The sequence below is a fragment of the Pseudomonas persica genome, from assembly GCF_900291015.1.
Taxonomy (GTDB): domain Bacteria; phylum Pseudomonadota; class Gammaproteobacteria; order Pseudomonadales; family Pseudomonadaceae; genus Aquipseudomonas.
Genome location: NZ_OLKL01000045.1, coordinates 143,993 through 163,622 on the forward strand (window position 1 = coordinate 143,993; position 19,630 = coordinate 163,622).

18 protein-coding genes are annotated in these 19,630 nt (G+C 63.8%); 8 read left to right on the plus strand and 10 right to left on the minus strand.

Annotated features, from left to right (window positions below):
* Positions 1-315: 315 nt before the first annotated feature.
* Positions 316-1,299, minus strand: coding sequence for a TauD/TfdA family dioxygenase (locus tag FQ664_RS21215; RefSeq protein ID WP_144174662.1), 984 nt, complete (start codon positions 1,297-1,299; stop codon positions 316-318).
* A gap of 181 nt (positions 1,300-1,480) precedes the next feature.
* On the opposite strand from FQ664_RS21215, the gene azu reads away from it, so the two are divergent.
* The 3 genes from azu (at position 1,481) to FQ664_RS21230 (ending at position 4,930) form a co-directional block, all read left to right on the plus strand.
* Positions 1,481-1,930 carry an azurin gene (gene azu, locus FQ664_RS21220; protein WP_144174664.1) on the plus strand — a complete coding sequence of 150 codons (450 nt, stop codon included), beginning with the start codon at positions 1,481-1,483 and terminating at the stop codon, positions 1,928-1,930.
* Positions 1,931-1,963: 33 nt separating this feature from the next.
* Entirely contained in the window at positions 1,964-3,616 is a 1,653-nt protein-coding gene (locus FQ664_RS21225; protein ID WP_144174666.1) for a cyclic peptide export ABC transporter, read from the plus strand.
* Between the two features lie 156 nt (positions 3,617-3,772).
* Positions 3,773-4,930, plus strand: coding sequence for an AAA family ATPase (locus tag FQ664_RS21230; RefSeq protein ID WP_144174668.1), 1,158 nt, complete (start codon positions 3,773-3,775; stop codon positions 4,928-4,930).
* Positions 4,931-4,976: 46 nt separating this feature from the next.
* Here the strand turns inward: FQ664_RS21230 and FQ664_RS21235 are convergent, their stop codons facing one another.
* A complete protein-coding gene (locus FQ664_RS21235) occupies positions 4,977-5,912 on the minus strand; it encodes an aspartyl/asparaginyl beta-hydroxylase domain-containing protein (protein WP_144174670.1) in 936 nt (311 codons plus the stop codon).
* A gap of 173 nt (positions 5,913-6,085) precedes the next feature.
* Positions 6,086-7,060: a cysteine synthase A gene (gene cysK, locus FQ664_RS21240; RefSeq protein WP_144174672.1), complete on the minus strand. Its 975-nt coding sequence runs from the start codon at positions 7,058-7,060 to the stop codon at positions 6,086-6,088.
* A 134-nt stretch (positions 7,061-7,194) separates the two neighbouring features.
* Here cysK and FQ664_RS21245 point away from each other — a divergent pair, with 134 nt between their 5' ends.
* From FQ664_RS21245 to FQ664_RS21255, 3 genes are all read left to right on the plus strand, one after another.
* Complete coding sequence (locus FQ664_RS21245) at positions 7,195-8,268, plus strand: DUF748 domain-containing protein (RefSeq protein ID WP_144174673.1); 1,074 nt, start codon at positions 7,195-7,197, stop codon at positions 8,266-8,268.
* 229 nt (positions 8,269-8,497) lie between these two features.
* A complete protein-coding gene (locus FQ664_RS21250) occupies positions 8,498-9,343 on the plus strand; it encodes an AAA family ATPase (RefSeq protein ID WP_013973748.1) in 846 nt (281 codons plus the stop codon).
* 13 nt (positions 9,344-9,356) lie between these two features.
* On the plus strand, positions 9,357-10,535 hold the full coding sequence (locus tag FQ664_RS21255) for a vWA domain-containing protein (protein ID WP_013973749.1): 1,179 nt from the start codon (positions 9,357-9,359) through the stop codon (positions 10,533-10,535).
* Between the two features lie 114 nt (positions 10,536-10,649).
* Here the strand turns inward: FQ664_RS21255 and FQ664_RS21260 are convergent, their stop codons facing one another.
* From FQ664_RS21260 to FQ664_RS21275, 4 genes are read right to left on the minus strand one after another with little or no spacing between them, the layout of a single operon-like run.
* Positions 10,650-11,567 (minus strand): 5-oxoprolinase subunit C family protein, encoded by a 918-nt coding sequence (locus FQ664_RS21260; RefSeq protein WP_144174675.1) that lies wholly within the window; start codon positions 11,565-11,567, stop codon positions 10,650-10,652.
* Entirely contained in the window at positions 11,564-12,250 is a 687-nt protein-coding gene (gene pxpB / locus FQ664_RS21265; RefSeq protein ID WP_144174677.1) for a 5-oxoprolinase subunit PxpB, read from the minus strand. Before pxpB ends, FQ664_RS21260 begins: the two co-directional genes overlap by 4 nt.
* The gene (locus FQ664_RS21270) at positions 12,247-13,026 is read right to left on the minus strand and encodes a 5-oxoprolinase subunit PxpA (RefSeq protein WP_144174679.1); all 780 of its coding nucleotides are present in this window, start codon (positions 13,024-13,026) and stop codon (positions 12,247-12,249) included. Before FQ664_RS21270 ends, pxpB begins: the two co-directional genes overlap by 4 nt.
* 9 nt (positions 13,027-13,035) lie before the next feature.
* Positions 13,036-14,322 carry an MFS transporter gene (locus FQ664_RS21275; RefSeq protein ID WP_144174681.1) on the minus strand — a complete coding sequence of 429 codons (1,287 nt, stop codon included), beginning with the start codon at positions 14,320-14,322 and terminating at the stop codon, positions 13,036-13,038.
* Between the two features lie 128 nt (positions 14,323-14,450).
* Here FQ664_RS21275 and FQ664_RS21280 point away from each other — a divergent pair, with 128 nt between their 5' ends.
* On the plus strand, positions 14,451-15,362 hold the full coding sequence (locus FQ664_RS21280) for a LysR family transcriptional regulator (RefSeq protein WP_144174683.1): 912 nt from the start codon (positions 14,451-14,453) through the stop codon (positions 15,360-15,362).
* Between the two features lie 134 nt (positions 15,363-15,496).
* Here the strand turns inward: FQ664_RS21280 and FQ664_RS21285 are convergent, their stop codons facing one another.
* From FQ664_RS21285 to FQ664_RS21295, 3 genes are read right to left on the minus strand one after another with little or no spacing between them, the layout of a single operon-like run.
* Positions 15,497-16,018 carry a DUF2937 family protein gene (locus FQ664_RS21285; RefSeq protein WP_144174684.1) on the minus strand — a complete coding sequence of 174 codons (522 nt, stop codon included), beginning with the start codon at positions 16,016-16,018 and terminating at the stop codon, positions 15,497-15,499.
* A 9-nt stretch (positions 16,019-16,027) separates the two neighbouring features.
* A complete protein-coding gene (locus tag FQ664_RS21290) occupies positions 16,028-16,801 on the minus strand; it encodes a class II glutamine amidotransferase (protein ID WP_144174686.1) in 774 nt (257 codons plus the stop codon).
* Positions 16,802-16,815: 14 nt separating this feature from the next.
* The gene (locus FQ664_RS21295; protein ID WP_144174688.1) at positions 16,816-17,313 is read right to left on the minus strand and encodes an MFS transporter; all 498 of its coding nucleotides are present in this window, start codon (positions 17,311-17,313) and stop codon (positions 16,816-16,818) included.
* A gap of 182 nt (positions 17,314-17,495) precedes the next feature.
* Here FQ664_RS21295 and FQ664_RS21300 point away from each other — a divergent pair, with 182 nt between their 5' ends.
* Complete coding sequence (locus tag FQ664_RS21300; RefSeq protein ID WP_144174690.1) at positions 17,496-19,538, plus strand: S9 family peptidase; 2,043 nt, start codon at positions 17,496-17,498, stop codon at positions 19,536-19,538.
* Positions 19,539-19,630: the final 92 nt, after the last annotated feature.

The window sequence follows — 19,630 nt, forward strand, 5'->3', positions numbered from 1 at the left end:
GAAAACTCGGTAGGCACAAGGCCTCCCGGGTACAGCCGCCATGAACGACATAACCTGAAATGCTTGCTGCAGGTTTCCACACCCGATCGCTGAACCGTCAGCGACGGGCAAAGCCTAGAGTGCGGGATTTGCAGGAACAATCAGACGCGTGTCGACAGAGGTTGTAGGGTATTTCGCAGGGGGTGGGGTTGCCAGTCCCGAGGCGTAGGAAGAGTCTGGGATTGTTGTAGGTTGCTGGGGGCATATCTTGGGAGTGCGCCAGCGCTGACAGGTGTTCGCCATGACAGGTTCAGCGCCTGCCAAGGTGAACACCTGTCAGCCCAACACCTCGCTATACCCCTGCGCCATCGCCACCACCACCTTGCGCTTGCCGGTAAACGGCGACCGCGCATGCGCCGCAAGCATGTTATCCAGCATCAGCACATCATTCGCCAGCCACGGAAAGCTGATGGTGCACTCATCCAGCACCCCGCGCACTTCATCGAGCAGCGAATCCTCGATGGTCGTACCGTCGCCGTAGTACACGTTACGCGGCAGGTCCTCTTCCTCGACGATGTCCATCAACGACTCGCGCACTTCTGGCTGCAGGTTCGACACATGGAACAGGTGCGCCTGGTTGAACCACACGTCATCCCCGGTCCGCGGGTGGCGCGCCACCACCTGGCAGCGCTGGCGGGTGCGCAATTCGCCGTCATCCTTCCAGATGCACTCGATGGCATGCGCCCGGCAATAGGCTTCGACCTGGCGCGGGTCTTCAGTGTTGAACACCTGCGACCATTCCACATCAAGGCCGTTGCCGTAGTTGCGCACGTACATCAGCCCCTTCTCCACCAGCCGCTCACGAATGCCTGCCGGCATGCGCCGGTACACCTCGCGGCTGTCGGCAATCGGCGTCTGGCCACCGCTCTCGGCGGGGATCACGCTGTAGAACCAGATCTTCATCGGCCATTCCAGGGTATAGGCCTGCTCGTTGTGCAGGGGGATGCTCTGGTGTGCCGGGTACTCGGTGGAGGTGTACACGCCCTGGGTCACGTTGCTGCGCGGGGTGGAGCCAAACTCATAGTTGAGCAACGGGTGGCCGAAGGAAGCGGCGAACTGGCGGAAAGCTTCGGCGCCACCCACCTCGAACCCGCGAAACAGGATGCCGCCGGCCTGCAGCAGGTGCCGGTCCACCAGCGGCTGCAACTCGGCAAAGGCTTCCAGCAGGTCGATACCCGGCTCCGGCGCGCGCACCAGCAGCGGCAGGTTGCCGCGCGCGGCATCCAGGGGTTCGATGGCAAAGCTCAGCAGTTCACTCATGTCCGGTCACCTCAGGCCTGGGCCGCATAGGCGGCAAAATCGGGATATGCACCATGTCGGCGCCTGACTGAATGAACGAGCGGGCGATGGGAAAATTCACCTCGGCCGCACACACAGCTAAAACCAGCGCGCGCCGGTTCGTCTGAACGATGTGCACCCTTCTATCGCCCAGGAACCGTACATGACTCGCCAGCTTCTGCTCCTCGCCCTGCTCGCCGTGGCCCCTGCCGCGTGGTCGGCAGAGCCATGCGCCGTGGAAATCCATGGCACCGACCAGATGACCTTCGACAAGACCGTTATCAGCGTGCCCAAGGCCTGCGCCGTGTTCACCGTCACGCTGACCCACCCCGGCGCCATGCCGAAAAACGTGATGGGCCACAACTGGGTGCTGAGTACCCAGGCCGACATGCAGGGCGTGCTCGACGACGGCCAGAAAGCCGGCGAAGCGCTGGACTACGTGAAGCCCGGCGACACCCGGGTGATCGCCCACACCCGCCTGATCGGCGGCGGTGAAACAGACAGTATCAGCCTCGACACCCGGTCGCTGAAGGCAGGTACCGCGTACAGCTTCTACTGCTCGTTCCCGTTCCACAGCACCTTGATGAAAGGCTCCCTGACCCTCGGCAGTTGAACCGCCGCCACCTCACCAGCGAGATCACGCTTCATGAAAACCTCCTCCCCCGGGGCCATCCGCGAATTGCTGGGCCTGCTGAAACCCTACCGCCCGGCGGTATTCGTGTCGGTGCTGCTGGGCATGCTCGGCGGCCTGGCCGTGACCGCCCTGCTGGCTACCGTCAACCAGGGCCTGCATGCCGCTGGCGGCATGAGCCAGGGCGTGATCCTGGCCTTCGCCGGCCTGTGCGTGCTGGCCCTGGTCAGCAGCGTGGCGGCCGACAGCGGCACCAACTACGTAGGGCAGAAAGTCATCGCCAGACTGCGCAAGGACCTCGGCGCCAAGGTGCTGTCCGCGCCGATCGAGCAGATCGAGCGCTACCGCACCCACCGCCTGATCCCGGTGCTGACCCGCGACGTCGACACCATCAGCGACTTCGCCTTCGCCTTCGCCCCGCTGGCCATCTCGCTCACCACCGTGACCGGCTGCATGGCCTACCTGGCCTGGCTATCGTGGCCGATTTTCCTCATCACCCTGGCAGCCATCGGCATCGGCAGCGGCGTGCAGTACTTTGCCCGGCAAAAAGGCGTTGCCGGCTTCAACGCTGCCCGCGATGCCGAAGACAACCTGCAAAAGCACTACTCGGCCATCGCCGAGGGCGCCAAGGAGCTGCGCATCGACCGTCGCCGCCGCCACGCCATGCTGACCCGCAACATCCAGGGCAGCGCCGACTTCATCGCCAACACCCATATCCGCGCCATCAACATCTTCGTCGCGGCCAAGAGCCTGGGCTCGATGCTGTTCTTCGTGGTCATCGGCCTGACCCTGGCCCTGCAATCGCTATGGCCGAGCAACGACCCGGCGGTGATGAGCGGCTTCGTGCTGGTGCTGCTGTACATGAAAGGCCCGCTGGAAACCTTGATCGGCAACCTGCCGATCCTTGGCCGCGCCCAAGTGGCGTTCCGCCGCATTGCCGAGCTGTCCGAGCGTTTCTCCTCGCCGGAGCCGCACCTGTTGCTGGAGCCGCCGGTCAAACGCACTGCCCCGGCCAGCGCGCATCTGGAACTGCACAACGTCGAGTACGCCTACCCGCCGGTGGACGGCAACGAGCCGTTCCGCGTGGGGCCGGTGAACCTGAGCATCGAACCGGGCGAGATCCTGTTCATCGTCGGCGAGAACGGCTGCGGCAAGACTTCGCTGATCAAGCTGCTGTTGGGCCTGTACACCCCGCAACGCGGCGAAGTACGCCTGAACGGCAAGGCGGTCGGCCCGGAGGGGCTGGATGACTATCGCCAGCTGTTCACCACGGTGTTCGCCGACTATTACCTGTTCGACGACCTGCCCGAGCACGAGCACAGCCTGCCCAGCGATGCCACGCGCTACCTGGAACGGCTGGAGATCGCCCACAAGGTGAGCGTGCGCGATGGTGCCTTTACCACCACCGACCTGTCGACCGGGCAGCGCAAACGGCTGGCGCTGGTCAATGCCTGGCTCGACGGGCGGCCGGTGCTGGTGTTCGACGAATGGGCGGCGGACCAGGACCCGACTTTCCGTCGGGTGTTCTACACCGAGCTGCTGCCGGACCTGAAGCGTTTGGGCAAGACCATCATCGTGATTTCGCATGATGACCGCTATTTCGATACCGCGGACAAGGTGGTGCACCTTAGCCGGGGCAAGGTGGTCGAGGCGTTGGAGCCGGCGTGAAGCAGCAAGGGGGTTGTGCGCAACCCTCTTGTCAGCCACAAGCTATAATCGCTCTATAGAGCATCTATAATTCTCTATAAACCCTGCCGCTGCCAAATCTATAATCCTTCTATAATCAACCTATAATTGCCTATAAATTGAAATGGAGGGGCGGCAATGCCTGAAACCGTCTATCACCGTCCGGCGCTCGCGTCCCGCCTGTCGAAATTGATCCTGCAAGTCGCCGTGGGCAGCGCAGCAGGTTCAGGCGTGTTTCTCGCAGCGCCACGGCGTACCGGTAAGTCCACCTTTGCCCGCGAAGACCTACGCCCCGCCCTCGAAACAGCCGGGGCCATCGTGCTGTATGCCGATCTGTGGAAAGACCTGACCAAGGATCCCGGGCAGGTCATCGTAGAAGCAGTGCGTGAGGCGGTCGGGCGTAACGAAGGCTTCATCACGCGGCTGGCAAGGTCATCTGGCATGGAGAAGGTCACTGTCGGCGGCCTGAACTTCAGCTTGGACAAGATCGGACTGGGGCAAGATGTCGACCTGACCACCGCCCTGGCGGCGCTCTCCGATGAATCCCGCAAGATCATCGTACTGATCATCGACGAAGCACAGCATGCAATCACGACCGAGCAAGGAATAACGGCGCTGTTCGCCCTCAAGGCAGCCAGAGACGAGCTCAACAGTTCGAAGCACCATGGCCTGCGCATCGTCTGCACCGGTTCCAACCGGGACAAGCTGGCCATGCTGCGCAACAGCAAGGACCAGGCGTTCTTCGGCGCCTCCATGGTGCAGTTCCCGACGCTGGACCAGGACTTCATCGACTGGCTATGCGCCAATATCGACCTGCCATGCGCACTCGACCCGGCAGAGGTGTTCCAGCTCTTCAAGGAAAGCGGCTACCGGCCAGAGCTGTTGGGTGCGGCAGCGGATGAAATCCGCTTTGACTTCGGCATCGAACCCGAGGCCATTCCGGCACGATTCAGGGAGCTTGTTCAGGCACAAGCCAATGACTTGAACGCAAACCTGAAAAAGGTGATCCACAGCCTTACGCCTATCCAGTCTGCCGTTTTACGTGTGATGTGCTTGAAAGGGAACGACTACGCGCCGTTCGAGGCCCCGACCCTGGCACTGTATGCCAGCGCGATGGAACAGGCCGGCGTGGAGGCAAGCGAAGTAAAGGCCGAGGTACCGGGGGTACAGCAAGCGCTTATTGCCTTGCAGGACAAGAGCCTGGTGTGGAAAGCATCGCGGGGAGTGTACGCGGTAGATGAACAGGTGATCGTTGATATCGTGCGTGGCGACGGTTTGCTGGAGGGTCTTGCCTGAGCGGCCTTGTTTCGCGATGGGCTGCAAAGCAGCCCACCAGGCAGAATCAGAACAACCAGCGATACAGCAGATAAGCCACCATCACCGCCAGCACTGGCCGCAACACGCGGTAGGCCTTGGGGTTGGCGCGCTTGAACTGCTTCACCTGGCCACTGATCCGGTTGCTGAAGCGCTTGCTCCAGGCATAGGCCTGGTTGATCCCGCCCACACGCTCGTCGTCAGTGTTCTGCGGTGCAGTAGCACGGCCGAGGAAGGCGCTGACCTGGCGGTTGATGCGGGTCATCAGCGGGCTGCTCAGCGGGCGCTCGATGTCACAGAACAGGATCACCCGGGTCACATCGGTCTCGTTCTTGACCCAGTGCACGTAGGTTTCGTCGAACATCACATCCTCGCCATCACGCCAGGCATATTCCTGGCCGTCGACGTAGATGCGGCAAGCATCGGAGTTGGGGGTGGACAGGCCCAGGTGGTAGCGCAGGGAACCGGCGAACGGGTCGCGGTGCGGGTTCAGGTGGCTACCGCCGGGCAGCAGGGCGAACATCGCACCCTTGACGTTGGGGATGCTGCTGACCAGTTCGACGGTGCGTGGGCACAGGGTCTCAGCAGAAGGCAACGGTTTGTCGTACCACTTCAGGTAAAAGCGCTTCCAGCCTTTCTTGAAGAATGAACCGAAGCCGGCGTCGTTATCCTTCGCGGCGGCGCGGATGTAGCCCTCGTCGAACAGGCGCATGGCCTCTTCGCGGATTTCCTGCCAGTTGTCCTTCAGCACGTCCAGCTCGGGGAAGCGCTGGCGGTCCAGGTAGGGCTTGGACGGTACGCCGGAAAACAGGTACATCAGGCTGTTGTAGGGGGCGAACAGCGCCGAATGGTTGACGAACTGGCGCAACACCGGCAGGCGAGCCTTGCCGCGCAGGTGCACGAACAGCACGCTGCCGAAAAACACCAGCAAGACACCCGCCTTGGCTGCAAAGGAAAAGGTCATGCATTCACTCCTTGACGAAGAGACCGGGCTGCGCGCCCTGCCCTCCTGAAAATCATCCTGCCATCATAAACCGATGCCGCCGGGGTAAAAACAGCCTGGGCGGCAACTCATTCATGAAGATTTTGCAATAAAGCAAGCCGCCGAGCCTTGCGCCGGATCAGCGGCAAGGCCGTTTACTGCTGGTTTTCCTGCTCGCTGAACAGGTCGCTGAACAGCATGCTCGACAGGTAGCGCTCGCCGGAGTCAGGCAGGATCACGACGATGGTCTTGCCCTGCATTTCCGGTTTTTCGGCCAGACGCACAGCCGCCGCCATCGCCGCACCGCAGGAAATGCCGCAGAGGATGCCCTCTTCCTGCATCAGGCGGATGGCCATGGCCTTGGACTCTTCATCGGTCACCGTTTCCACCTGGTCGACAATCGACAGGTCGAGGTTCTTCGGCACGAAGCCGGCGCCGATGCCCTGGATCTTGTGCGGGCTGGGCTTGAGTTCTTCGCCGGCCAGGGTCTGGCTGATCAGCGGCGATGCCGCTGGCTCCACTGCCACCGACAGGATCGCCTTGCCCTGCGTATGCTTGATGTAGCGCGACACCCCGGTGATGGTGCCGCCGGTACCGACGCCCGCCACCAGCACGTCGACCGCGCCGTCGGTGTCGCTCCAGATTTCCGGGCCGGTGGTTTTCTCGTGGATCGCCGGGTTGGCCGGGTTTTCGAACTGGCCCGGCAGGAAGTACCGGGCCGGGTCGGAGGCGACGATTTCGTTGGCTTTCTCGATGGCGCCTTTCATGCCTTTGGCCGGGTCGGTCAGCACCAGCTCGGCGCCCAGCGCCTTCAGCACCTTGCGCCGTTCCAGGCTCATCGAAGCAGGCATGGTCAGCATCAGCTTGTAGCCACGGGCAGCGGCGACAAAGGCCAGGCCGATGCCAGTGTTGCCCGAAGTCGGTTCGACGATGGTCATGCCCGGCTTGAGCTTGCCGCTACTTTCGGCGTCCCAGACCATGTTCGCACCGATGCGGCATTTGACCGAATAGCCCGGGTTACGCCCTTCGATCTTGGCCAGGATGGTCACGCCGCGCGGGGCAATGCGGTTGATCTGCACCAGCGGCGTGTTACCGATGGAGTGGGCGTTGTCGGCAAAGATACGGCTCATGGCAGGGGTCCTTGGCATGAAGAAAAGCAGGGAAAGACCTAAAGGGTAAGCCCGGGCCGGTGGCCCGTAAAGCCTGTTCGAACTCACCCAGACTTGTTGCGGTCAACCGCATATCCTGCCTTGGAGACACTTCGATGAGAGCCCGTTTTCGCTGGCCGTCGATCGGCCTGGCGAGCCTGATCGTGCTGTTGGTGGCACTGCACCTGGCCCTGCCCTATCTGGTGCGCGACTACCTCAACGACAAACTGGCCGACATGGGCGACTACCGCGGCCAGGTGGCCGATGTGGACCTGGCCTGGTGGCGCGGCGCCTACCAGATCAACGGGCTGAAGATCGTCAAGACCACCGGCAAGGTGCCGGTGCCGTTTCTCGACGCTCCGCTGATTGACCTGTCGGTGAGCTGGCAGGCCCTGTGGTACGACCGCGCAGTGGTAGCCGAAGTGGTGTTCGACCGGCCGGAACTCAACTTCGTCGATGGCGGCAACAAACAGAACTCGCAGACCGGTCAGGGCACCGACTGGCGCCAGCAACTGGAAAAACTGCTGCCGATCACCCTGGACGAGGTTCGCATCGACAAAGGCGTGCTGACTTTCCGCAACTTCAACTCCAGACCACCGGTCAACCTCAAGGCCACCCAACTGGACGCCAACATCCGCAACCTGACCAACGTACGCGACAAAAAGGGCCGGCGCGACGCCAGCCTGGACGCCAGCGCCCTGCTGCTGGGAGATGCCAAGGTGGAAAGCCGTGCCACCTTCGACCCGTTCAGCGATTTCGACGACTTCCAGTTCCGCCTGCGCGCCACAGGCATCGAGTTGCGCAAGCTCAATGACTTTTCCGGCGCCTACGGCAAGTTCGACTTCAATGCCGGGCACGGCGACCTGGTGATCGAAGCCCAGGCCGAAAAGGGCCGGCTGACCGGCTATATCAAGCCGCTGCTGCGCGATGTGGAGGTGTTCAACTGGCACCAGGATGTGCAGGAAGAGGACAAAGGCTTTTTCCGCTCGGTGTGGGAGGCGCTGGTGGGTGCGACCCAGACCGTGCTGAAGAACCAGCCGAAAAACCAGTTCGCCACCCGCGTGGAACTCAATGGCAGCGTACACAAGCAGGATATCAGCGCTTTCGAGGCGTTTTTGCAGATCCTGTGCAACGGCTTTATCCAGGCGTTCAATGCGCAGTACGAGCAGCCGGCGCCGAAGTCTGACTGAACGCGCGTGACGGGGCATTCAGGGACTGAATAGCTGGTCTGCGTTTCCACTCGGCGAACCCCGCGTTATAGTCGGTGGCAAATCAAAAATATGTGCTGCCTGTCCTGGCCTCTTCGCGGGTAAACCCGCTCCCACAGGTATTCCACAAACCTCAGGATAGGTGGGGTACCAGTGGGAGCGGGTTTACCCGCGAAAGGGCCGGTACAGGCTTCCAGCAGAGGACAGACCCATGAAGTTCGAAGGCACCCGCGACTACGTCGCCACAGACGACCTGAAACTGGCGGTAAACGCGGCCATCACCCTCGAACGCCCCTTGCTGGTCAAGGGCGAACCCGGCACCGGCAAGACCATGCTCGCCGAGCAGCTGGCGGCCTCGTTCGGTGCGCGCCTGATCACCTGGCACATCAAGTCCACCACCAAGGCCCACCAGGGCCTCTACGAGTACGATGCAGTCAGCCGCCTGCGTGACTCGCAGCTGGGCGTGGACAAGGTCCACGATGTGCGCAACTACCTGAAAAAGGGCAAGCTGTGGGAGGCCTTCGAAGCGGAGGAACGGGTCATCCTGCTGATCGACGAAATCGACAAGGCCGACATCGAGTTCCCCAACGATCTGCTGCAAGAGCTCGACAAGATGGAGTTCTACGTCTACGAAATCGACGAGACCATCAAGGCCAGACAGCGCCCGATCATCATCATCACCTCCAACAACGAAAAGGAGCTGCCGGACGCCTTCCTGCGCCGCTGCTTCTTCCACTACATCGCCTTCCCCGACCGCACCACCCTGCAGCAGATCGTCGACGTGCACTACCCGAACATCAGCCAGTCGCTGGTCAGCGAGGCGCTGGACGTGTTCTTCGACGTACGCAAGGTACCGGGCCTGAAGAAAAAGCCGTCCACCTCCGAACTGGTCGACTGGCTCAAGCTGCTGATGGCCGACAACATCGGTGAAGCGGTGCTGCGCGAACGCGACCCGACCAAGGCCATTCCGCCGCTGGCCGGCGCGCTGGTGAAGAACGAGCAGGACGTGCAGCTGCTCGAGCGCCTGGCCTTCATGAGCCGGCGCGGCAACCGCTGACAGGAGCCGGGCCATGCTGCTCAACCTGTTCAATGAAATGCGCGCGGCCAAGGTGCCGGTGTCGGTCCGCGAACTGCTCGACCTGCACCAGGCCCTGCAAAAGCGCGTGGTGTTCGCCGACATGGACGAGTTCTACTACCTCGCCCGCGCCATCCTGGTGAAGGACGAGCGCCACTTCGACAAGTTCGACCGGGCCTTCGCCGCCTACTTCAAGGGCCTGGAAAACCTCGACCGGCACATCGAGGCGCTGATCCCCGAAGACTGGCTGCGCAAGGAATTCGAGCGTTCGCTGACCGACGAGGAGCGTGCGCAGATCCAGTCGCTGGGCGGCCTGGACAAGCTGATCGAGGAATTCAAGAAGCGCCTCGAAGAGCAGAAGGAACGTCACGCCGGCGGCAACAAGTGGATCGGTACTGGTGGCACCAGCCCGTTCGGCTCGGGCGGCTTCAACCCCGAGGGCATCCGCGTGGGCGAAGCCGGCAAGCGCCAGGGCAAGGCGGTGAAGGTGTGGGACCAGCGCGAATACAAGAACCTCGACGACCAGGTGGAGCTGGGCACGCGCAACATCAAGCTGGCTTTGCGCCGGCTGCGCAAGTTCGCCCGTGAAGGCGCCGCCGAAGAGCTGGACATCGACGGCACCATCGACCACACCGCACGGGATGCCGGGCTGCTGAACATCCAGATGCGCCCCGAGCGGCGCAACACGGTGAAGCTGCTGTTGCTGTTCGACATCGGTGGCTCGATGGATGCCCACGTCAAGGTCTGCGAAGAGCTGTTCTCGGCGTGCAAGACCGAGTTCAAGCACCTGGAGTACTACTACTTCCACAACTTCGTGTACGAGTCGGTGTGGAAGAACAACCTGCGCCGCACCTCGGAGCGGTATTCCACCTTCGACCTGCTGCACAAATACGGCGATGACTACAAGGTGGTGTTCGTCGGCGACGCGGCCATGGCGCCCTACGAAATCACCCAGCCGGGTGGCAGCGTGGAGCACTGGAACGAGGAAGCCGGGTACGTGTGGATGCAACGCTTCATGGAGAAGTTCAGGAAGATCATCTGGATCAACCCGTACCCCAAGCAGGCCTGGGACTACACTGCATCAACCCATCTGGTGCGCGACTTGATCGAGGACAAGATGTATCCGCTGACCTTGCAGGGGTTGGAGGAAGGGATGCGCTACCTGTCCAAGTGAGGTTGCCGGTACCGGCCTCTTCGCGGGTAAACCCGCTCCCACAGGTACAGCACATTTCTCAAGGGCTGTGTTGTACCTGTGGGAGCGGGTTCACCCGCGAAGAGGCCGGCAGCCTTATCGCCAACGGTCCAGGAATACCTGCTGCTCCCGCCACGCCTCATCCTGCACCACCGCCCGGAACCGCACCACCGCCCCCGGCATGCACTGCGCCAGTTGCGCCAGCGCCAACGGCGTCAATGCCCCCAGCCGTGGATAGCCGCCAATGGTCTGCCGGTCATTGAGCAACACGATCGGCTGCCCATCCGGCGGCACCTGCACCGCCCCCAGCGGAATCCCCTCGGAAATCATCGGCGCGCCCTGGTAGACCAGCTGCGGCCCCTGCAGGCGGATGCCCATGCGGTCGGCCCGGTTGTCCAGCGTCCACTCGCGGTTGAACGCCTCGAACAGGCTGGTACCGCTGAAGTCACCGAGCTGTGCGCCCATCACCAGGTCAAGCACAGGCTTTTGTGCGTACTGTGGCCGCAGCGCTTCCGGTACCTCACGCAGGGTCGCTGAAGTGCCTGAAAAGGCCAGCGCCTGGCCTTTGCCGAGCGCAGCGCCCTGGCCATCGATACCGCCCAGTTCTTCCCGTACAACCGTGGCACAACTGCCCAGTACATCCTCGCCCAGGAAGCCGCCAGGTGCTGCCAGATACGCCCGCACGCCTTGCTTCGGCTGTTTCAGGGTCAACCGCTGCCCCTTGGCCAATGTGAAGCTGCGCCAGGGCGCCAGCGGCTGATCATCGACCCGTGCATCCAGATCGGCACCGGCCAGGGCCAGCACACAATCCTGCTCAGCGACCACACAGAAGCCACCTAGCGCTACCTCGACCACCGGCGCCGCCAACGGGTTGCCCAGCAGCCAGTTGGCCCAGTGCATCGCCACCCAGTCCAGCGCCCCGCCCTGAGTCACGCCCAGGTGGCGTACGCCAAAGCGCCCGGCATCCTGCAACTGGCACAGCGGTGTACTGGCCTCGATCTTCAACTGCTTCATCCTTGTGCCTCCACATCGCCGCCCAAGGCCAGGAACTCGCTGCGCGAAACCGGCACGAAACGCACCCGGTCACCGGGTTGCAACAGGCTGTAGCCCTCGCGTTCACGGTCGAACAGGCGCACCGGGGTACGCCCGATCAGGTTCCAGCCTCCCGGCGATACCGCCGGATAAGCTGCTGTCTGGCGCTCGGCAATACCGACACTGCCGGCCGCCACGCGCTTGCGCGGGGTACTCAGGCGCGGGCTGGCCAGGCGTTCGTCCACCAGGCCCATGAAACCGAAACCGGGGGCGAAACCCAGGGCAAACACCGGGTACTCGCGCTGGCTGTGCAAGCGGATCACCTCTGCTTCACTCAAACCGCTACGGGCCGCCAGCACCGGCAGTTCCGGGCCGACGCTGGCGTCGTACCACACCGGGATCTCATGGCTGCGGCCAGCGCTGCCCGTGTCTGGCTGCAAGCCTTCCAGCGCACGGATAATCAGCGCCCTCGCCTCACCCGGTGGCAGATCGAACTGCACCATCAGCGTGGTGTAGGACGGCACCAGGTCCAGCAGGTGCTCGCCGAACGCCGCGTGCAAGCGCTGGCTGGCGGCGAGCATCCACGGCATGTTGCCCTCGTCGATACGGTCGAACAGGCGCACCATCAGGCTGTCGATGGCCACGATTTCAATGCGCGGTTTCATCGCGACTCCAGGGCATCGAGGGCCTGGCGAATCTGCCGCACCGCCGCCACCGAACTGTCGTTGTCGCCGTGCACACACAGGGTGCGGGCCGCAAGCCTCAAGGCACTGCCATCGTCCGCCACCAGCGTGTCGCCACGGGCCAGGCGCACGGCCTGCTCCACCACCCGCGCCGGGTCGTGGTGCACCGCGCCCGGCAGGCGTCGCGACAGCAGGTGACCGCTGGCGGTGTAGGCGCGGTCGGCGAATGCTTCGAACCACAGCGGCACGCCAATTTCATCGCCCAGGGCCTGGGCGGCACGGTTGTCGGCGGTGGCCATCAGCATCAGCGGCAGCTCGCCGCCATAAGCCGCCACAGCCTCCAGTACGGTACGCAGCTTGAGCGGGTCGGCCATCATGTCGTTGTACAGCGCACCATGGGGTTTCACATAGGCCACCCGACTGCCCAACACTTTGCAGATGCCGTCCAGCGCACCGATCTGGTAGTGCAGCAGGTCGCGGATTTCCTCCGGGCTGCAGGCCATGGAGCGGCGGCCGAAGCCGACCAGGTCCGGGTAGGCCGGATGTGCACCGATGGTTACCCCGTGCGCCAGCGCCAGGGCCACGGTGCGGCGCATGATGCCGGGGTCCCCGGCGTGGTAGCCGCAGGCGATGTTGGCGCAATCGATATAGGGCATGACTTCGGCATCCAGGCCCATGCGCCAGCTGCCGAAACTCTCGCCCATGTCGCAATTGAGTAGCAGGCGTTCCACCGCGCGGCCTCCGTTGTCGTTGTTCATATGCCTACCTTACCGCGCCTGCAGCTGTTTGCCGCGTGTTTCCGGCAGGCTTAGCGCGGCCACGATCACCACGCCGTAGGACACCGCGGAAAACACGCCGATACCCAGGCCCAGCGGCACCTTCTGGCCGAGCACGCCGATCAGCAGCGGGAACAGCGCCGCGATGACCTTGCCGATGTTGTAGCAGAAGCCCTGCCCCGAACCGCGGATACGCGTGGGGAACAGTTCGGTGAGAAACGCGCCCATGCCGCTGAAGATGCCCGAGGCGAAGAAGCCCAGCGGGAATCCCAGCCACAGCATTACGCCGTCGCTGACCGGCATCTGTGTGTACAGCAGCACGATGACGAACGAGCCCACGGCGAACAGGATGAAATTCTTCTTGCGCCCCAGCAGGTCGGACAGGTACGCACTGACCACATAGCCAATGTAGGAGCCGACAATCACCATGGCCAGGTAGCCACCGGTGCCCAGCACGCTCAGGCCGCGCTCGTTTTTCAGGAAAGTAGGCAGCCACGAGGTAATGGCGTAGTAGCCGCCCAGTGCGCCGGTGGTCAGCAGGGACGCACGCACGGTGGTCCAGAGCATGCCCGGGGCGAAGATTTCGTAGAATTGCGCAGGTGCCTCGGCGTTTTCCAGCGCCTTGGCCTCGCGGTATACCTCCGGGTCCTTGACCAGACGGCGGACGAAGATCACGAAGATCGCCGGCACCAGGCCCAGCAGGAACAGCGCGCGCCAGGCCTGCTCTGCCGGCAGCCAGGAGAACAGCAGCGCGTAGAGGATGGCGGTGAGGCCCCAGCCAAGGGCCCAGCCGGACTGCACCATGCCCACTGCCTTGCCACGGTCCTGGGCGCGGATCACCTCGCCGATCAGCACCGCGCCGGCGGTCCACTCACCGCCAAAGCCAAAGCCCATCAGGGTACGGGCGATCAGCAGCTGTTCGTAGCTCTGGGCGAAGCCGCAGAGGAAGGTGAAGAAGGCGAACCACAGCACCGTCAGTTGCAAGGTGCGCACGCGGCCAATACGGTCGGAGAGAATGCCGGCCACCCAGCCACCCACGGCCGAGGCGATCAACGTGCTGGTATGGATCAGCCCGGCTTCGGTGGTGGTGATGCCCCACAGCATGATCAGCGTGGGGATGACGAAGCTGAGCATCTGCGTGTCCATGCCGTCCAGGCCATAGCCGATCTTGCAGCTCCAGAACGTTCGGCGTTGCTGTGAGTCGATGTCGCGATACCAGGCGAAAGGCCCGGACGAAGGTAGGGAACTGACCTGCTGCTGTACGCCGGTGGGGTTCATGCTTGCCTCGGCTTGTTGGTATTGTTTTATGAGCGACAAAGTGTCGCGGCCTGTGCGTCATTGTTCAGAGGCCGCGTCACCCACGTCCAACGAGAAAAACCGCCGGTCTGGAACAAGAAAAACTGATCATGAACCTTCGCTTCCTCGAAACCTTCGTCTGGGTCGCCCGGCTCAAGAGCTTCCGCCTGACCGCGGAAAAGCTGTTCACCACCCAGGCCTCGGTGTCCAGCCGCATTGCCGCGCTGGAGGCCGACCTCGGCGTGAAGCTGCTGCTGCGCGATTCGCGTGGCGTCAGCCTGACCCCGGAGGGCGGCAAGGTGCTGGAGTACGCCGAGCGCATGCTGGAAACCGCCAAGGCCATGAAACAGTCGCTGGACAGCGACCGGGCCAAGGTCGGACGCATTCGTATCGGGGTGATGGACACGGTGATCCACACCTGGATGAGCGCGCTGGTGGCGGAGTTGACCGAGCGTTACCCGCAGGTGGAGATCGAACTGGTGGCCGACACGGCGCTGAACCTTCGCGAACAATTGCAGAAGGGTTTTCTCGACGTGATCCTGCAGACCGACCTGCTGCGCGAGCAGTCGATCCGCAGCCTGGACCTGGCGCGTTACCCGATGGGTTGGGTGGTGGCCGCCGGCGCGCACCAGCACCGCGACTACGCTTCACTGGCCGAGCTTGGGCGGGAACGCATCATTACCTTCTCGAAGAACTCGCGGCCGCACCAGGAAGTGCTGAGCCTGCTGCAGGGCGCGGGGGCCGAAGCGCCGCGGCTGAACTGCGTGAACTCGGTGGCGGCGATTACCCGGCTGTTGCGCGACGGGTTTGGCATTGGCGCGTTGCCGCCGGCGCTGGTGGATACCGAGTTGAGCCGGGGTGAGCTGGTGTTGCTGCAGGGGCTGCAACCGCCGCCAAGCCTGGAGCTGGTGGTGGCCTGGCAGACCGGGGTGGCGTTGGTGGATGAAGTGGTCGGGGTATGCCGGCAGGTGCTGGAGGGGTATGCGCGGGATGTGGGTGGGCAACGGATTGTGTTGGTCTGACCGATTTGCAGTGCCTGTGCTGGCCTCTTCGCGGGTAAACCCGCTCCCACAGGATCATCACAGATCTTGAAGGCTGCGCTGTACCTGTGGGAGCGGGTTTACCCGCGAAGAGGCCAGCACAGGCACAGAACGCCTTAGCGCCAGCTCTCTTTCACCGCGCCACGCCGCCCACCCAGGATCACCCAGCCAATCCCCAGCAACACGCTCTCGACCACGAAGGCCAGCACAAACCCTGCGCCAAGCCCCCAGCCAACCGCTTCGGGCACCAGCAGAATCTGGTAGCTGTAGCCATTGAGGGTTTCTTCGCGCAACTGCGGGTCGGCCTGCACCAGCACGTGCCAGGTACGCAGCGCCCATGGCCCTTGCAGCGCCTGCCATTCGTTTTCCAGCAGTTCGTTGCGGATCATCAGGCTTTCGATGCTGTTGGCATCACTGTTGAACACCGGGTCGTCGCTACTGCGGTAATGCCGCAGCAGCGCCTGCAGGTCGCCATTGAAGAAGCGCTCGGCGGTCTGCCGGAAACCGTCGAGCGCCTCGCGCGATTCGAACAGGTGCGCCTCGACCCGCTGGCTGTAGTCCTTGACCAGCCCCGGGACCTGGATACCGGCCAGCAGGCCGAAGGTGAACAGCAGCAACCGCAGGTAACTCATGAACATGCCGCGTCCTTAGCTCTGGCCGTGCGCCACGCACTCGCCGTGGCGCCACAGGGCCCACTGACCCGGCTCGTAGCGCTGCCAGGTCTCGTTCTCGGTCAAGGCCTCGGTGGCGATCACCGTGACCACGTCGTTGGGGGTGGTTTCTGCGTGAAAATCGACGATCAGGTCGACATCCTTCAACCGCGCCGCGCCAAAGGGTGCACGGCGGGTGATGTGCACCAGCTTGGTCGAACAGAAGCAGAACAGCCAGTCGCCGTCGCTGAGCATGCAGTTGAACACGCCCTGGCCACGGTAGCCGGCACAGGCTTCGACCAGCACCGGCAACAGCTGTTCCACCGGCACCGGCTCGGGGAAGGCGCTGCGGATGCGGTTGAGCAGATCGCAGAAGGCCGCCTCGCTGTCGGTGTCGCCCACCGGCCGGTAGAAACTGGCCTGGCCCTTGAAGTCGCCCAGCTGGCCATTGTGCGCGAAGCACCAGTTGCGGCCCCACATCTCGCGCACGAACGGGTGGGTGTTGGACAGGCATACCTTGCCGACGTTGGCCTGGCGGATGTGGCCAATGACCACTTCGCTCTTGATCGGATAACGCTGCACCAGGTTGGCCACTTCCGACTCGCTGCTGGCGGCCGGGTCCTGGAACAGGCGCAGGCCACGGCCTTCGTAGAAGCCGATACCCCAGCCGTCACGGTGCGGGCCGGTACGGCCGCCGCGCTGCATCAGGCCGGTGAAGCTGAAGACGATGTCGGTGGGGACGTTGGCACTCATGCCCAGCAGTTCGCACATAGGCGTGTCTCCACTTACAGACGGGGCTCGACCCGGCCGCCGCCTCGGGAGACGGCAGGGGGTGGCGCATCACGGTAACGGTCGCGGCGCTCGGCAGCCAGCGGGGCCTGGGCGCCAAACTGGTCATCTTCGCCAGCCTGGCGCTGGGCAGCGGCCTCGGCCTGCGCGCGGCGCTCGCGGGCGCGTTTCTCCAGCGGAAAGCGCAGCAGTACGAAGAGGAAATACAGGGAAAAGGCGCCCATGCCGTACATGGCGAAGTCGGACACCGCGCGCCAGGCATTGTTGCCGACCTTGAAGGCGACATCCAGGGCGGTGATGGCAATGGCCGGGGCGAAGCTGTCCTTGACCGGGTCGACGATGGTCGGGGTCAGCAGCAGCACCGCAAGCACCACCCGCAGCGGTTCGCGCAGCCAGCGCCACATCCACCCGGTGAGTTTGAAGCCCACCAGCAGGCAGCCCAGGGCGGCAACGGCATAAAGGCCCCAGGCGAGGGTGTAGTCGTTCTCGGTCATGGTGTTCGTGCAAGCCAGGCAAAGAGATGCCTATGATAAACACTTTTCCGGGCGCAGACAGTGTTTGCCTGTACCGGCCTCTTCGCGGGTAATGCGCATGGCTCGAAGTCTGCGGTGATCCTGTGGGAGCGGGTTTACCCGCGAAGAGGCCAGTACAGGCAACCCCAATCATGAGATCTACAATGCAAACCAAGCCCCAACCCCCGATTGCCCACGCCGACAACACCGCTGACCCGTACGCCTGGCTGCAACAGCGCGACAGCCCCGAGGTGCTGGCCTACCTGCAGGCCGAGAACGCCTATCAGGAAGCCTGCCTGGCCGAGCAGGCGCCACTGCGCGAACAACTGTTCGAAGAGATCAAGGGCCGCATCCTGGAAACCGACCTGTCGTTGCCGGCGCCCTGGGGCCCCTACCTGTACTACACCCGTACCACCGCAGGCGACGAATACCCGCGCCACTACCGCTGCCCGCGCCCGGCCGACGACTCCAACACGGTCGATGAAAGCCAGGAGCAACTGCTGCTCGACCCCAACGCCCTGGCCAACGGCAGCTTCCTGTCCCTCGGCGCGTTCAACGTCAGCCCCGACCACCGCCTGCTGGCCTACAGCCTGGACACCAGCGGCGACGAAATCTTCACCCTGTACGTCAAGGACCTGGCCAGTGACAGCGTCACCACCCTGCCCTTCGACGACTGCGACGGCAGCCTGACCTGGGCCAACGACAGCCAGACGCTGTTCTTCGCCGAACTGGACGACACCCACCGGCCGTGGCGCCTGCGGCGCCACACCCTGGGCAACGAAGGCGCGCAGACCGTGTTCGAGGAGCCCGACGGGCGCTTCTTCCTGCATTGCTACCGCACCAGCTCCGAGCGCCAGCTGGTGCTGCTGCTGAACAGCAAGACCACCAGCGAGGCCTGGGTGCTGGATGCGCAGACCCCGCAGGCGTCGTTCACCTGCCTGGCACCACGCGTCGAAGGCCACGAGTACTTCCCCGACCACGGCCAGCTCGACGGCCAGTGGCGCTGGTTCATCCGCACCAACCAGGACGGCATCAACTTCGCCCTGTACCACGCCCCGGTCGCACCGGTGCCCAGCCGTGAGCAATGGCAGGTGCTGGTAGCGCACCGCGACACGATCATGCTCGAAGGCCTCAGCCTGAATGCCGGCGCGCTGACCCTGAGCCTGCGCGAAGGCGGCCTGCCGATCATCGAGGTACGCCCGCAGGGCCTGGCGGCCTACCGCGTCGCCCTGCCCGACGCGGCCTACAGCCTGTACGTGCAGGACAGCCTGGAGTTTGCCAGCCCACGCCTGCGCCTGCGCTACGAAGCACTCAACCGCCCGGCCCAGGTGCGCCAGCTGGAGCTGGCCAGCGGTGCCCAGGCGGTGCTCAAGCAAACCCCGGTGCTGGGGCCGTTCGATGCCGACGACTATGTCAGCGAACGCCTGTGGGCCAGCGCAGCGGACGGCACCCAGGTGCCGATCAGCCTGGTGCGCCGCCGCCAGGACCTGGGCCGGACCGTACCGCTGTACCTGTATGGCTACGGCGCCTATGGCGAAAGCCTCGACCCATGGTTCTCGCATGCACGCCTGAGCCTGCTGGAGCGCGGCGTGGCCTTTGCCATCGCCCATGTGCGTGGCGGCGGCGAACTGGGCGAAGCTTGGTACCGCGCCGGCAAGCAGGAGCACAAGCACAATTCCTTCAGCGACTTCATCGCCTGTGCCGAGCACCTGATCGCCGAGAGTGTGACCGCTGCCGACCGCCTGGCCATCAGTGGCGGCAGCGCCGGTGGCCTGCTGATCGGCGCAGTGCTCAACCTGCGCCCCGAGCTGTTCCGCTGTGCGATTGCCGAAGTGCCGTTCGTCGACGTGCTCAATACCATGCTCGACCCCGAACTGCCGCTGACCGTGACCGAGTACGACGAATGGGGCAATCCTGAAGAGCCGCAGGTGTATGAGCGGATCAAGGCCTACGCACCGTACGAGAACGTGAAGCAACAGGCCTACCCGGCGATGCTGGTAGTGGCGGGCTACAACGACAGCCGCGTGCAGTACTGGGAGGCGGCCAAGTGGGTGGCGCGGCTGCGCACGCGCAAGACCGACGACAACCTGCTGCTGCTCAAGACCGAGATGGGCGCTGGGCATGGCGGGATGAGCGGGCGGTATCAGGGGCTGAAGGATGTGGCCCTTGAGTATGCGTTCGTATTCGGCGAGCTAGGTATCGTTTGAGATATCTGGGGGCGCTTTGCGCCCCTTTCGCGACACAAGGCCGCTCCCACAGGGATCGCGCATGCCCTGAATCCTGCGCGATCCCTGTGGGA